The sequence below is a fragment of the Sandaracinus amylolyticus genome, from assembly GCF_021631985.1.
GTDB lineage: Bacteria > Myxococcota_A > Polyangia > Polyangiales > Sandaracinaceae > Sandaracinus > Sandaracinus amylolyticus_A.
Window position 1 is genome coordinate 770,224 of the sequence record NZ_CP070225.1, and the last position, 14,495, is coordinate 784,718.

Here is a 14,495-nt window from a genome sequence, read left to right on the forward strand (position 1 = left end):
TGCCTTCGCGCGTGTACGATGCCCGTCGGACGCGCCGGGATGGCGGAACGGCAGACGCAGGGGATTTAAAATCCCACGCCTCGGAAGAGGCATGAGGGTTCGAGTCCCTCTCCCGGCATCGAGAAAATCGGCGAGGAAGACGCGAGTCCGGCGGCCCGCCACAGGCTCGCATGGGGAGATTTTCCGTGCTCTCCCGGCGCGGCCTGGGAAGAGCTCCCCATACGCGACGATGCCGGGCGCATGTTCGCGGAGGATTCCGCTTGGCTCATCGCTTGCGAAGCGGGCGCTCCGTGCGACCGAAGCCCAGGCCGACCGTTCTATGCATCGAGAGCGATGACGATCAGCGCGAGCTGCTCCCGCTCGTCATCCGGGAGCAGGCGCGCGTCCTGACGGCGAGCTCCGTGCGCGATGCGCGCGAGCTCCTCGACTCCATCGCCTTCGACGCCGTGCTCGCGTCGATGGCCGTGCCCGGTGTGCTCGAGCTCGCCCACGAGCTGGAGACCGGAGGCCGCGTCGGGCCGCTCGTGTTGGTGTCGCCCGCGTGGAGCGACGACGCGCAGCGCGAAGCGACGGCGCTTGGCGCCGTCACCGTGCAGCGCCCGCACGAGAACGCGGTGGTGATCGAGGCGGTGGCTCGCGCCCTCGCGCGCGCACCGCGAACGCTCCACTGAGCTCGTCTGCGCGCGGCTCGCCGCGTGACCCCAAGAGACCACGCTGAACGCACGTGCGGATCGCGCGCTGCGCGGCGATCGGGGCGCGTCAGTGATCGTGGCGGTGGTGCAGGTCCGGCTCGTGCGCGTGCTCGTGCGTGAGCGGGTCGTGGACGTGCGCGTGGAAGTGCCAACCGAAGCGGGGCACGACCTCGTGTGCGTGCTCGTGGTGTGCGTCATCGTGGCGATGCCAGTGCGCGTGCTCGATGCGCTCGTGGGTGTGCGCGTGCGCGTGGCGATCGCGCGGCAGCACCACGAGCGCGAGCGCGAGCAGCACGCTCGCGACGACGGCGATCGGCGTGACCGGCTCGCCGAGCACGAGCCACGACAGCGCGACGCCCCAGAACGGCGCGGTCGAGAAGACCGCTTGCGAGCGCGTCGCGCCGAGCTGCTGGCTCGCGGCCACGTAGAGCACGAGCGAGATGCCATAGCCGGTCGCGCCGACGAGGAGCGCGAGCGCCAGTGTGCGGGGATCGAACGCCGGCACGCCCTCGACGACGAGGCCGATCGCGAGGTTCGTCGCACCCGCGACCAGGCCTTTGACGAGCGTCGACTGCGCGGGGCTCACGCCGTCGACGAGCGACATCAGGTTGTTGTCGAGCCCCCACGCGAGGCACGCGCCCGCGACGAGCAGCGCGGCCGGCGTGAGCGCCTCGAGCGAGGGGCTCGCGAGCAGCGCGCTCGACGCGACGATCAACGCGATGGCGAGCGCGGTCCGAGGGCCGACGTGCTCGCGGAAGAACACGCGGGCGAGCAGCGCGGTGAACACGGTCTCGAGACTCAGCCAGATCGACACCGCGCTCGCGCTCGCGATCGCCAGGCCCGCGAGGAGGAGCACGGGCCCGACGACGCCGCCGAAGAGCACCGCACCGCCGAGGCGCCGGAGCGTGCGGCCATCGCGCAGCGCACCGCGCGGAACGCCGCCGGCCCTCGGCACGACCGCGAGCGCCGCGCCGAGATAGAGCAGCCCGGCGAGCGTGAACGGCCCGAGCTCGTCGAGCAGCGCTTTCGAGGCCGGCGTCGACGCGCCGAAGAGCGCGGCGGCGAGCAGGGCCCACACGAACGGTCCGGCCGTCATCGTCCGAGAGCGTGCGGCTTCCCGCGCTCCGCGACGAGCCGCCGCACGCTCGAACATCTCGCACCCGGGCTCGTTGCATCCCGCAACGCGCTTCGTTGCAGGATGCAACGCCTCCTCGTGCGTTCGTTGGTCATGCGCGCGCTCGCGATGGAACGCGCCGTGCTCTCGCCGGCCGCCGCATGCATCGCGCGACCGTTCCGATCCTGATCGCCGCATCGCTGCTGTCCGGCTGCGGAGATCACGCAGACGCGCAGGAGAGCGAGTTCCGCCCGGGTACCGCGCAGCGCCTCGACGATGGCGCGGTCCGCATCCGCGACGACTCCGCCTCGTTCATCGAGACCGCGACGATCGGCGACGAACAAGTCTCCGCGCTCGTGCGCGCGCCCGGTCGCGTCGCGTTCCGCGAGGGCGCTGTGTCCGAGGTCGGCGCGCCCGTCGACGGTCGCATCACCGAGGTGCACGCGCGTGTCGGGCAGCGCGTCGAGGTCGGCGACCCGCTCGTCACGATCGCGAGCCCGTCGGCCGCCGCAGTCCGTGGCGAGCTCGCTCGCGCGCGCGTCATGGTGCAGGCCGCCGAGGCCGAGCTCGCGCGTCAGGAGCAGATGACGGCGGCGGGCGTGGGTGTGGAGGTCGACCGCGTCCGCGCGCACGCCGACCTCGCCCAGGCGCGCGCGATGCTCTCCGCGCTGTCGGCGAGCGCCGCGTCGATCGGGCGAGGATCGGCTGCGACGGTGAGGGTCCGCGCGCCGATCGCGGGCACCGTGCTGGCGCGACGCGCGAGCGTCGGGCTCGCCGTCGAGGCCGGAGGCGAGCCGCTCGTCGTTCTCGGAGAGCGCAACGCGGTGTGGATCGTCGCCGAGGTGTTCGAGCGCGAGCTGCCGCTCGTGCACGAGGGCGCGACCGCCCACGTCTCGCTGGCGGCAGCGGCCGAGGCGGTCTCGGCGCGCGTCGACGCGATCGGCGGCGCGGTCGATCCGGAGACGCGGCGCGCTCCGGTGTTCCTCGCGCTCGAGGGCGCGATCTCGGAGCACTTGCGCGCCGGGATGTATGCGCGCGCCGAGATCGAGGTCGGCGACGCGGGGCTCGGGATCCCGACCTCGTCGGTGCTGGTGAAGGACGGAGGGCGCACGGTCGTGTTCGTCGCCCGCGACGAGCGCACGTTCCTGGCGCGCGACGTCCAGCTCGGCGCACCGGTCCGCGGGCGCGCACCCGTGCTGCGCGGGCTCGAGCGCGGCGAGCGCATCGTCACGCGTGGCGCGCTGCTCCTCGACGGCCAGGCCGATCTGCTGCGCTGAGGACGACGAACGATGATCCACGCACTCGTCCGACTCTGCGTCGAGCGGCGCATCGCCGCGCTCGTCGTCACCGCGCTGATCGCTGCGTATGGCGTCCACGCGTACCTGCGCACGCCGATCGAGGCGTTCCCCGACGTCACGAACCTCCAGATCAACGTCATCGCGCAGCTGCCGGGGCTCGCGCCGGAGGAGATCGAGCGCCAGCTGACGGTCCCGCTCGAGCGCGTGCTGAACGGCGTGCCCGGTGCGATCTCGATGCGCAGCGAGAGCCTCTTCGGTCTCTCGCTGATCTTCATCACGTTCGACGACGATGCCGACGTCTTCCGGTCGCGCATGCTCGTCTCGGAGCGCATCTCGAGCGCGGACGTGCCCGAGGACGCCGAGGTGAAGCTCGCGCCCGACGCGACGCCGCTCGGCGAGGTGCTGCAGTACCGACTCTCCAGCGATCGCCACGACCTCTACGAGCTGCGCGCCGCGCAGGAATGGACCGTGGCGCGCGTGCTCCGGCAGACCCCCGGCGTCGCCGACGTCGTCAGCTTCGGCGGCTATCTCGAGGAGCTGCACGTCGAGGTGGATCCCGCGCGCCTCGAAGCGCACGACCTCACGCTCGCCGAGATCGGCGAGGCGCTCGAGCGCTCCAGCGTGAACGTCGGCGGTGGGTTCCTGCCATCGGGCGAGCAGGAGCTCGGCATCCGCGGCGTCGGTGTGCTCCGCGGGCCCGACGACATCGCCAGCGTCGTCATCCGGCGGGACGAGGGTCTGCCGATCACGGTCGGTGACGTCGCTCGTGTCGTCCAGTCGCACACGCCGCGGCGTGGCACCGTCGGGCTCGATCTCGAGCCCGAGGTCGTCGAGGGCTTCGTGCTGCTGCGCCGCGGGGAGAACCCGTCGGAGGTCCTGCGCGGTGTCCACGAGCGCATCGACGAGCTCCACGAGCGCATCCTGCCGGAAGGCATGCGCATCGAGCCGTTCTACGACCGGACGCAGCTCGTCGACCAGACGCTCGAGACCGTGCACCACAGCCTGATCGAGGGCTTCCTGCTGATCCTCGGCGTGGTGTGGCTCTTCCTGCGGATGCTGCGCGGCTCGCTCGTCGTCACCGTCATCATCCCGCTCTCGCTGCTCGCGGCGTTCACCGGCCTCTACCTGCTCGGCATGCCGGCGAACCTGATCTCGATGGGCGCGATCGACTTCGGGATCCTGGTCGACGGCGCCGTCGTGCTCGTCGAGAACGTGATCCACGAGATGGGCGTCGCGAAGCCGCGCTCGCGGCGCGAGATCCTCGGGCTCGTGGTGCACGCCGCGGTCGACGTCGCGCGACCGACGCTCTACGCGATGGGCATCATCGTCGCCGCGCTCGTGCCGATCTTCTCGCTCGAGCGCGTCGAGGGCCGCATCTTCCGGCCCCTCGCGCTGACGTACTCGCTCGCGCTCGCGGCCGCGCTCGTGCTCGCGCTGACGATCGTGCCCGCGCTGCTCGCGGTGGTGCTGCGACCGAAGGACGCGTCGCTGCAGGAGCCGCGCTTCGTCGGGCTCCTGCGCGAGCGCTATCGCCGCATCGTCGCGGCGGGGATCACGCGGCCTGCGATCCCGCTCGTGATCGGTGCGCTGGTGCTCGGTGCGGCGGGCCTCGTCGGCGCTCGGCTCGGCACGGAGTTCCTGCCCGCGCTCGACGAGGGCGACATCGTCGTGTTCGTCGAGATGCCGGCGAGCATCTCGCTCGAAGAAGGACGCGACGTCCTCCACGAGGTGCGTACACGCATCGTCGCGCTGCCGGAGGTCGTCGCGACGATGAGCGAGCACGGGCGCCCCGAGGACGGCACCGACAACGAGGGCTCGAACATGAGCGAGACGTTCGTGCGGCTGCGCCCGCGCGACGAGTGGCGTCCCGGCGTCACGAAGGACTCGCTCATCGACGAGATGCGCGAGTCGCTCACCGCGATCCCCGGCGTGCGCTTCAACTTCTCCCAGCCGATCAAGGACAACGTCGAGGAGTCCGGCAGCGGCGTGCGAGGGCAGGTCGTGCTCAAGGTCTTCGGTGACGACCTCGACGCGATGCGCGGCGCGCTCGCGTCCGCGGTGGAGACACTCTCGGGCATCGAGGGGATCGTCGACCTGGACATCTACCGCGACACGTCGATGCCGCAGCTGCAGGTCGAGCTCGATCGCGAGGCGCTCGCGCGCGAGGGCATCGCGATGGAGGACGCGCAGCGCACGCTCGAGACCGCGCTCGCGGGAGCGGTCGTCAACGAGATGTGGATCGGCGCGCGACCCGTGCCGGTGCGCCTCCGTCTCCCGGTCGGCGAGCGAGAGGACCGCGACCGCATCGGCGAGATCCTCGTCCCCAACGCGTCGGGCGCTCGCGTGCCCCTGCGTGACCTCGCGCGCATCGACGTCCGCACGGGGCGCGCGTCGATCAACCGCGAGGACAACAGCCGCACGATGGCGCTGAAGTTCAACGTGCAGGGCCGCGATCTCGGCTCGGTGATCGCCGAGGCGATGGCCGCGGTCGATGCGAACGTGCACCCGCCGGACGGGCACTGGCTCGTGTGGTCGGGCGAATTCGAGAACCAGCAGCGCGCGATGGAGCGCCTCTCGGTGATCGTTCCGCTCTCGCTGCTCGTGGTGCTCGGGCTGCTCTACTCCGCGCTCGGCTCGATGCGGAGCGCGGCGATGATCTTGCTCGCGGCGCCGTTCGCGCTCACCGGTGGCGTGTTCGCGCTCGCGGCGTTCGGGATCCCGCTCTCGGTCAGCGCCGCGGTCGGCTTCATCGCGCTGCTCGGTCAGGTCTCGCTCGCGGGGCTGCTCGTGCTCTCCGCGGTCGAGCAGCGATGGCGCGCGGGCGCACCGCGCGTGCAGGCCCTCACCGAGGGTGCAGCGCTGCGGTTCCGCGCAGTGCTGCTCACCGCGCTGCTCGCGATGCTCGGGCTCGTCCCGATGGCGCTGGGGACGGGCGTCGGCAGCGAGACCCAGCGTCCGTTCGCGCTCGTCATCGTCGGCGGGATGGCGACGACGCTGCTCGTCGCGCTCTTCGTGCTGCCGGCGCTCTACGCGCTGCTCGGACCGCGCGCGCTGGCGACGAAGGAAGCGATCGACGAGGAAGCGACGCGACCGCTCACCGAGGAGGCGCACTGATGCGCGCGCTGCTGATCGTGCTCGCGTCGGTGCTCGTGCCCGCGCACGTGCTCGCGCAGGACGAGATCACGCTCGACGAGGTCGTACGCATGGTGCGAGAGGAGAGCCCGGCGGCGCGTGCGCTGCGCGCGCGGGTGTCGGTCGCGGACGCCGACGTCGATCTCGCGGGCGTGTACCCGAACCCCGTGCTCGCCTACGGCGGCTTCGGTCGGTTCGACGGAACTGCCCAGGCGATCAACGGCACGCAGCATCAGATCTGGCTCGACGTGCCGCTCCTCGTCGCGGGGCAGCACGATGCGCGTCGCGAGGTCGCGTCGGCCGAAGCGCGCGCCGCGCGCGCCGATCTCGAGGTGGACGTGCTCGCGCTCGAGATCGAGGCGCGTCGCGCGTTCCTCGACGCGCTGGTGGCGCAAGAGCGGGCGCGACAGCTCGACGCCGCGCGCGGCGAGCTCGCGACGTTCCTCCAGCTCGTGGAGGCACGCGCCGGAGCCGGCGCCCAGAGCCGCTACGACACCGCTCGCATCGCGATCGAAGCGGCACGCGTGGACGCGGATCTCTCGGTCGCGGAGGCGGACGCACGCGCGGCGAGCGCGCTCCTCGCGGCGATGATCGGGCGAGAGGGATGGGCTCCGCGCGCGGGCGGCTCGCTCGAGGCGCATGGCGAGCAGTACGCCGCGGTGCACGAGCTGCCCGCGATCCGCGCGGCGCGTGCGCGCGTCGAAGCCGCGGAGCGCGACGTGCGACGCGCCGAGGCCGAGCGCATCCCGGAGCTGCGCGTGGGCGCAGGCGCCTACTTCACGACCGATGGGGACAGCTCGTCGGCGTATCTCGGGCTCGCGATCCCGCTCCCGGTGTTCGACACCGGAGAGGCCGCCGTTCGACGCGCCCGCGCAGCGCACGACGCCGCGTCCGAGGCCCGCGACGCGATCGAGGCGATCTCGAGCGCGCGCATCGAGGGCGCGCTCGCGGTGCTGGCGGCGCGCCGTGCTGCGCTCGGCGCGTTCGACGAGCGTGCTCGCGCCCGCGTCCCCGAGCTGCAGCAGATGGCGGAGGCGTCGTACCGGCTCGGCGCATCGGGCGTGTTCGAGCTGCTCGACGCGTTCCGCGCGCGCGTGGAGCTCGAGCTCGCGCGCATCGAGCTGCTCGCGACGCTCGCGGCCGCCGAGATCGACCTGCTCGCGATCGTCGGACGATGATCCGCTTCCTCGTCGTCGCGTTCGTCCTGATCGACCTCGCGCTGAAGCTGCGCATGCGGCGGTGGCCGACGAGGAGGCATCGAGGCACGGTGCGCTGATGTCGCTCTCCGGGCGCCTCACGATCGCGCTCACGCTCGCTGCGCTGGTGCTCTTCGGAGCCGTCGGCGCGTGGCAGCTGCGCGCGGAAGAGGACGATCTCCGGCGCGCCGCGCGACACGACATGAGCCTGCTCGGTCGGAGCCTGCAGGTCGCGTTCGAGAACGCGCTGCGCGATCTGCAGGAGGAGGACGTGCAGGAGACCCTGCGCGAGCTCGAGCGAATCGATCCCGAGGTCGACGTCTTCGTGTACGACGCGGCGGGAGCCCAGATCGCGGCGTCGACCGGCGCCGTCGAGCGCGCCCGCTGGCTCGGCGCGAGGCCGACCGAGGCCGTGCTGCGCTTCCTGCCCGAGCACGAGCCCGGCGCCGTCGAGCTGCTCGTGCCGCTGCACATCACCCGGAGCGCGCGGCCCGCGACCCTCGTGGTGTGGCGTCCGCTCGACGACATGCAGCACGACCTCGTCGCGACGCGGCGGCGCGTCTGGCTCTCGGTCGTGGGCTTCGCAGCGCTCGTCGCGCTGCTCACGATGGGGCTCTCGCGAGTGTGGGTCGGAGCGCCCCTCGCGCGCATGATCGCCCAGATGAAGCGAGTGCGCCGTGGTGATCTGTCGCCCTTCGAGGCGCCGCAGCGCGCCGACGAGGTCGGTCAGGCGCTCCGGGAGCTCGAGCAGCTCGTGACCGATCTGCGGGACGCACGCGCGCGCTTGGACGCCGAGAGCGACGCGCGCGCCCGGCTCGAGCACGGGCTGCGTGAGGTCGACAAGCTCGCGACGGTCGGGCAGCTCGCCGCGGGGCTCGCGCACGAGATCGGATCGCCGCTGCAGATCCTTGAAGGGCGCGTGGCAGCGCTCGAGACCAAGGCCGACGATCCGAACGAGACACGGCGCCTCGCGCGCATCGTGCTGACCCAGGCGCAGAGGATCACGCGCATCGTGTCGCGCCTCGGCGACCTCGCGCGCCGTCGTCCTCAGCGGGTGCGAGTGATCGACGTGACTCCGCCGGTGCGTGCCGTCGTGGATCTGCTCGAGGCGGACGCGCGCAAGCGCGGCGTGGCGTTGACGCTCGAGAGCGAAGCGGCGACCGACTCGATCGAGGGCGACCCCGATGCGATCCAACAGCTGACGCTCAACCTCGTGCGCAACGCGCTGCAGGCGGCGGGACCGGGCGACGCGATCGTCGTGCGCATCGCGGAGTCGCCGCTCGAGCGTGCCGACGGATCGACTCGCACGGGAGTCGCGATCGAGGTGCGCGACGATGGCTGCGGCATGGACGAGACGACGCGCTCGCGCGCGCTCGAGGCGTTCTTCACGACGCGCGCCTCCGAGGGCGGCTCGGGCCTCGGGCTCGCGGTGGTGAAGGGCATCGTCGAGGAGCTCGGCGGGCGCATCGTCATCGAGTCGGAGGCCGGTGCCGGTACGACGGTCCGAGTGATCCTTCCGGCGGGCTCAGCGGGCGAAGGAGGGTCGTCGCATGCCGCCTAGCCGCATCCTCGTGGTCGACGACGACGAAGGCGTCGTCGAGTGGTTGCTCGAGGAGCTCGTCGAGCGTGGCTACGCCGCGAGCGGCGTCACCAGCCCTGCCGAGGCGCTGCAGCGCGTCGCGCGCGAGCGCTTCGATCTCGTCGTGTCCGACGTCGAGATGCCCGGGATGCGCGGGATCGATCTCGTGCAGGCGATCCACGCGCGCAGCCCCGACCAGCTCGTGCTGCTGATCACCGCGTTCGGCTCGATCGACCTCGCGATGCAGGCTGTTCGTGCCGGCGCGGCAGACTTCCTCGCGAAGCCGTTCACGATCGAGGCGCTGCTGCAGGCGATCGAGCGGACGCTGCGCGAGCGCCGTCTCCGGCGCCAGGTCGTGCGCGTGCGCGCGTCGCTCGGTGACGAGAGCCCGCCGGGCGATCTCGTCGCGGAGAGCGCCGCGATGAAGCGCGTCCTCGAGCTCGCACGGAGGGCGGCAGCCTCGGGCTCGACGGTGCTCCTCACCGGCGAGAGCGGCGTCGGCAAGAGCGCGATCGCGCGCTACGTCCACGCGCACAGCGCGCGCCGTGATCGGGCGTTCGTGCAGCTCAACTGCGCGGCGCTGCCCGCCGGGCTCGTCGAGGCCGAGCTCTTCGGCGTGCGGCGCGGCGCATACACCGACGCGCGCGAGGATCGCCGCGGGGTCTTCGTGGATGCCGATCGCGGAACGCTCTTCCTCGACGAGGTCGCGGACATGGCGCTGGAGGTCCAGCCCAAGCTGCTCGTGGCGCTCGAGAGCGGATCGATCCGACCTCTCGGTGCGCGCGACGAGGTGCGCGTCGACGTGCGACTGATCGCGGCGACGAACCGCTCGCTCGAGGAGGACCTGCGCGAGCGCCGGCTCCGCGCGGACCTCTATCACCGCCTGAACGTCATCCGCATCGACGTCCCGCCGCTGCGCGAGCGGCTCGACGACCTGCCCCGCCTCGTCGACACGTTGCTGGCGCGCCTCGCGCCCCGCGCGAGCCGTCCGCTCGCGGGCGTGAGCGAGGAGGCGATGCGATGGTTGCGCGCGCAACCCTGGACGGGGAACGTGCGCGAGCTCGCGAACGTGGTCGAGCGCGCGGTGATGCTCACGGATCACGACGTGCTGGTCCTCGAGGACTTCGTCGAGGGGCGCGCGATCGAGGAGTCCGACCTGGCGTTCCTGACGAGCGCGGCGGAGGAGGGCATCGGGCTCGACGAGCTCGAGCTCCGCTACATCCGCCGGGTGCTCGAGCGCTGTGGCGGCAACAAGGCGAAGGCCGCGCAGGTGCTCGGCATCGACCGCTCGACGTTGTGGCGAAAGCTCGGCGGCGGCTCGTGAAGCGGTGAGCACGAGCAGCTGCAAGCCCGCGCGGAGCGACGTCGACAGCGGCGCTCGTGGTGTCGAAGGGATCCACGCATGTCAGCGAACGACGACTCGGACCCCACGGCCCTGGTTCGCTTCCTGCCCAGGAGAGCGTCGCGCACGTTCCTTCCGAGAGTCGTCCGCGAGGAGGTGATCGCGCGGAGCGATGACCCCCGGCGTGAGCCGGACGTGGACGGGCCCGGCGCGCGAATCGCGCGTCCAGCACGTCGGCGATGACTCAACCCGACGCGCAGGTGCAGTCGACGCAGCCCTCGGTCGCGCAGGCGCCGCACGTCCTCTGCACCTGCTTCCGCAGCGCGTCGCGCGCGCGAAACACGCGCACACCGGCGTTGTTGCTCGTGATGCCCGCCTCTTCGGCGTAGTCCTTCACCGCGACGCCGTCGATCTCCACGCGCTTCAGCGCCTCGGCGTACTCGGGCTTCAAGCTCCCGCTCAGCGTCTTCACGCAGCCGCAGACCGCGCCGCGCGTGTCGGCGCCCGAGCGCTCGGTCTCGAGCTCCGCGGCGAGCGCGGCGAGCCCCTTCGACGCGGTCGCGCGACGACGCTGGTGATCGACGACGGCGTTGCGCAGCACCCGATAGAACCACGCGACGATCGCGTCGCGCTCGCGCACCGCGCCGAGCTTGTCGATGCTGCGTACGAAGGCGTCCTGGAGGACGTCCTCCGCGAGCGCGCGGCTCCCCAGTCGCCTCTCGAGGAACGCGAGGAACGCCTCGCGATGCTCGACGAGCGCCTGCATCGTTGCCTCGCTCACATGACCTCCAGGAGCGTCATCATCCCCGAGTCGTGGTGCTCGAGGACATGGCAGTGAAGGGCCCAGGTGCCCGCGTCCTCCGCGACGAGCCCGATGTCGACGGTCTCGCGAGGATGCACGAGCACGGTGTCGCGCCAGTGCGGCTCGTCGGCCGCGACGCCGTCACGGGCGAGCACGCGGAAGAACTGTCCGTGCAGGTGCATCGGATGCAGGCGCGCCGACGTGCTCACGAAGCGCATCTTCACGAACCTGCCGAGCGGAACGCGATCACGCGCGTCGTGCGCGTGTCCCATCGCACCCTCGCGCATCGCCTCTCCGTTGAGCGTCCACTCGAGCCCGTACGGGCCGCCGCGACGCGCGCCGAGCTCGTACGTGAGATCCGGCGCGAGCGACATCGCGCCGCGCCAGTCGGGCGCGGTCGACGTCGCGAAGGCGCGTGCATCGGGCTCGTGGGCGGCGCCCGCCACGTCGAAGCGAGCGAGGGTGATGTTGCGCGCGTAAGCGTCGACGACGCGCACGTCGGCGCCCGACGCCGCGGGCGCGACGACCTCGAGATCGACGCGGTTCCCGGGCGCGATCTCGAGCCGATCGAGCGTGAGCGGTGCGTCGGTGGGACGGCCGTCGAACGCGATGATGCGGGCATCGGCTCCGACGACGCGCGGCGCGAACACGCGCCCGTTCGCGACGTTCACGATGCGCACGCGGAGGCGCTCTCCCGGCGCGATCGGCTCGCGGTGTCCGATGCGCGCGTTGATCGTGATCGCGCGTCCCCATCGGCCGTCGTGCGCGAGGTCGTGCCTCGTGACGAACGCGGGATCGATCGCGCCGCTCGCATCGAGGCGCCAGTCGTCGAGCACCCAGACCGCGTCGCGGACGCGCGGGGCATCGGGATCGTCGATGACGAGCACGCCGTGCAGACCACGCTCGATCTGCTCGCTGCCGCGCGTGTGCGGGTGGAACCAGAACGTGCCCGCGTCCCGCGCGACGAAGTCGTAGGTGAAGGACTCGCCCGGCGCGATCGGCGGCTGCGTCACGCCGGGCACGCCATCCATCGCGTTGTCGAGTCGGATGCCGTGCCAGTGGATCGAGGTGGGCTGCGGCAATCGATTGGTGATGCGCACCCGCAGTCGATCGCCGACGTTCGCGCGGAGCACCGGGCCGGGGACCTGACCGTCGTAGGCCCAGACGTCGAGCGCGCGTCCGTCGAGCAGCGGCAGCGTCGTCGGCGCGGCGACGATGTCGAAGGAGCGCGTCGTCCCGGTCTCGCGCGGCCGTGACGACTGGGCGCCGGGGACGGTCGCGAGATCGGAGCGGCAGCCGGTGACGAGGAGGGCGCCACAAGAAGCGGCCAGGACCAGGGCTCGTGCGTTCGGAGCGTGTGCCACGACCCGATGACGCACGAGGTCCTCGGGCATTACACCGCGGAATTCGCGGGGTCGAAGCTCACGGGCACTCGGGGCGCGTGAGCGCGGCGCCGAGCGCTTCGATCATCCCGTCGAACTGGCCCGCGAAGCTGTTCTGGCAGATCGAGCCGACCACCGCGCCCGCGCCGCGCGCGTCGAGCCCTCGCGCGACCTCCACGATGCGTCGCGGCGCGAACGACACACCGGCCCCCGGCACGTTGCACGAAGGACGCAGTCGTGTGGGCATCGACGGGTCGACGATCTCCTGCATGTCGGGATGCTCGAGGATCGCGTCGAAGTCGGGGTGCGCGGGATCGGTCGCTGCGTCGACCGGGATGCCCGCGAGCACACCGAACACCAGCCGGCTGGGATCACGTCGTAGCCCGAGGAGCCCGGCGCGTCCGTCTTCACCCGCGACGTAGCGCTCGATGCGATGGGGCACGTCCGGAAAGGCGAAGCAGCGCAGGCTGAGATCCGCGCTCGAGAAGCGCTCGTCCGAGGGATCGAAGATCCCGGGATCGGGCGTCGAGCAGTCCTCTTCGTCGGTGACGACGAGCACGCCCAGCACCGAGCCCTCGCGCAGGAACCCCGCGTTCACGCCATCGCCGTGCCCGCGCGTACCGCCCAGGAAGATCGGCGGTGTGTAGCCCTCGCGTGCCGTCGACGGAGAGATCGCCTTCAGCGCGGCCTCGAGCGGCTGCTCGAAGCCACATCCCCCGGTGCCTACCGTCGCGACACACGCGAGCTCCATCGCGAAGTCGGCGACGTCTTCGCCCGCGCGGTACTGGAAGATCGCCGGGTAGCTCGGCATGCATCCCAGGATCGACGTGCGCCCGGCCGTGATCATGACCCCGTCGTCGCCGAGCTCGGCGCCGAAGAGGCCGCCGTCGCAGGTCGGGACGAGGTTTCCGCCGACGCCCATGTCGGTCGTGACCACCGCGACGTGCAGCGAGGTCACGGGATCGAAGTCACGGGTTCCGTCGCCGTCGCGATCGCCGGTCGAGAGCGCCTGCACGAAGCGAGGGAGCTCCTCGGTCAGGCTCGCCTGCTCCTCGCCCATCGATCCCGAGTCGTCGATCACGAAGAGCAGATCGAGCTCGTCGGTGTCGCTCGCTCCCGAGCCGTCGCAGACGCAGGTCGCGTCTTCGCAGGTGAGCCCGGTGCCGCAGAGCTCGTCACCGGCACCGTCGATCCGACCGTCGCAGTCGTCGTCGAGCCCGTTGCAGCGCTCGGCGCGCGGCACGCACGTGCAGACCTCCGCGGTGCTCGCGCACGACCAGCCCGGTGTGCACTCCGCGTCGAGCTCGCACGAGGTCGTGCAGCGACCGGCGCAGATCTCCGTCGCGCACTCCGATGGGTCGTCGCACGGCGTGCCGACGGGCGCGCCTTCGTGCACGCGGCTCTCGGCGCACGCGGCGAGCACGGCCGCGACGAGCATCATCGAGCCCCGCGTCGCAATCCTCATGGCGCGCGACGTGAGAGCGAAGCGCGTGCCTCGCGAGAAATCCCGCGCTGTGGCTCACGCGCCCGCCAACCGAGTTGTCAGCGCGGCTCGATTCCGCACGCCATCGAGCTCAGTCGTGCATCACCTCCGCGTCGCTCTCGGCGTCGCGCAGCGCGTCGACGGCCGAGTCACGAGGCGTGCTCGCGTCGCGCGCAGTGCCCGCGTCGTTCGTTCCGACGTGGATCGGAATGCTCGTCCCCACGGCGCGGCCGTCGCAGAGACAGTCCCCGAAGCCCTCGCCGTCGCAGACGCGCTCGCCGGCGCCTCCGCGCGAGCACGCGCAGACCAGGGTCGCGCCTGGAGTGCACGCGAGGGGTTCATCGCTCGAGCACGCGGCGGCGAGCAACATGACGCCGGCGACGATGGCGTGACGCATCAATCGATCGACGTAAGTTCCGCCGCGCCGCGCGGCAGTTCCCTCGACGGCGATCGCGCGTGCGGTGCTCGGCGTCGA

11 protein-coding genes and 1 tRNA gene are annotated in these 14,495 nt (G+C 72.0%); 7 read left to right on the forward strand and 5 right to left on the reverse strand.

Annotated features, from left to right (window positions below; genetic code table 11):
- Positions 1-33 precede the first annotated feature (33 nt).
- Positions 34-118: transfer RNA gene (locus I5071_RS03050), tRNA-Leu, on the forward strand.
- 172 nt (positions 119-290) lie between these two features.
- Complete coding sequence (locus I5071_RS03055; protein WP_236603863.1) at positions 291-671, forward strand: hypothetical protein; 381 nt, start codon at positions 291-293, stop codon at positions 669-671.
- An 88-nt stretch (positions 672-759) separates the two neighbouring features.
- On the opposite strand, the gene I5071_RS03060 is transcribed toward I5071_RS03055, so the two are convergent.
- Positions 760-1,788, reverse strand: coding sequence for a DMT family transporter (locus I5071_RS03060; RefSeq protein WP_236603864.1), 1,029 nt, complete (start codon positions 1,786-1,788; stop codon positions 760-762).
- A gap of 179 nt (positions 1,789-1,967) precedes the next feature.
- Between I5071_RS03060 and I5071_RS03065 the strand changes: the two genes are divergently transcribed.
- The 5 genes from I5071_RS03065 to I5071_RS03085 all read left to right on the forward strand — a co-directional run bounded on the left by I5071_RS03065 (position 1,968) and on the right by I5071_RS03085 (position 10,335).
- On the forward strand, positions 1,968-3,083 hold the full coding sequence (locus tag I5071_RS03065) for an efflux RND transporter periplasmic adaptor subunit (RefSeq protein ID WP_236603865.1): 1,116 nt from the start codon (positions 1,968-1,970) through the stop codon (positions 3,081-3,083).
- 12 nt (positions 3,084-3,095) lie between these two features.
- Positions 3,096-6,218, forward strand: a complete 3,123-nt coding sequence (locus I5071_RS03070; RefSeq protein WP_236603866.1) for an efflux RND transporter permease subunit — start codon at positions 3,096-3,098, stop codon at positions 6,216-6,218.
- Positions 6,218-7,414, forward strand: a complete 1,197-nt coding sequence (locus tag I5071_RS03075) for a TolC family protein (RefSeq protein WP_236603867.1) — start codon at positions 6,218-6,220, stop codon at positions 7,412-7,414. The genes I5071_RS03070 and I5071_RS03075 overlap by 1 nt, the downstream gene beginning before the upstream one ends.
- A gap of 97 nt (positions 7,415-7,511) precedes the next feature.
- The gene (locus I5071_RS03080; protein WP_236603868.1) at positions 7,512-8,993 is read left to right on the forward strand and encodes a sensor histidine kinase; all 1,482 of its coding nucleotides are present in this window, start codon (positions 7,512-7,514) and stop codon (positions 8,991-8,993) included.
- Positions 8,983-10,335 carry a sigma-54-dependent transcriptional regulator gene (locus I5071_RS03085; protein WP_236603869.1) on the forward strand — a complete coding sequence of 451 codons (1,353 nt, stop codon included), beginning with the start codon at positions 8,983-8,985 and terminating at the stop codon, positions 10,333-10,335. Before I5071_RS03080 ends, I5071_RS03085 begins: the two co-directional genes overlap by 11 nt.
- Before the next feature lie 262 nt (positions 10,336-10,597).
- Here I5071_RS03085 and I5071_RS03090 read toward each other — a convergent pair whose 3' ends face one another.
- From I5071_RS03090 to I5071_RS03105, 4 genes are all read right to left on the reverse strand, one after another.
- Positions 10,598-11,134, reverse strand: a complete 537-nt coding sequence (locus I5071_RS03090; protein ID WP_236603870.1) for an RNA polymerase sigma factor — start codon at positions 11,132-11,134, stop codon at positions 10,598-10,600.
- Positions 11,131-12,519 carry a multicopper oxidase family protein gene (locus I5071_RS03095; RefSeq protein ID WP_236603871.1) on the reverse strand — a complete coding sequence of 463 codons (1,389 nt, stop codon included), beginning with the start codon at positions 12,517-12,519 and terminating at the stop codon, positions 11,131-11,133. Before I5071_RS03095 ends, I5071_RS03090 begins: the two co-directional genes overlap by 4 nt.
- A 58-nt stretch (positions 12,520-12,577) precedes the next feature.
- A complete protein-coding gene (locus I5071_RS03100; protein ID WP_236603872.1) occupies positions 12,578-14,002 on the reverse strand; it encodes a hypothetical protein in 1,425 nt (474 codons plus the stop codon).
- Between the two features lie 109 nt (positions 14,003-14,111).
- Positions 14,112-14,417: a hypothetical protein gene (locus tag I5071_RS03105; protein WP_236603873.1), complete on the reverse strand. Its 306-nt coding sequence runs from the start codon at positions 14,415-14,417 to the stop codon at positions 14,112-14,114.
- Between the last annotated feature and the right edge of the window lie 78 nt (positions 14,418-14,495).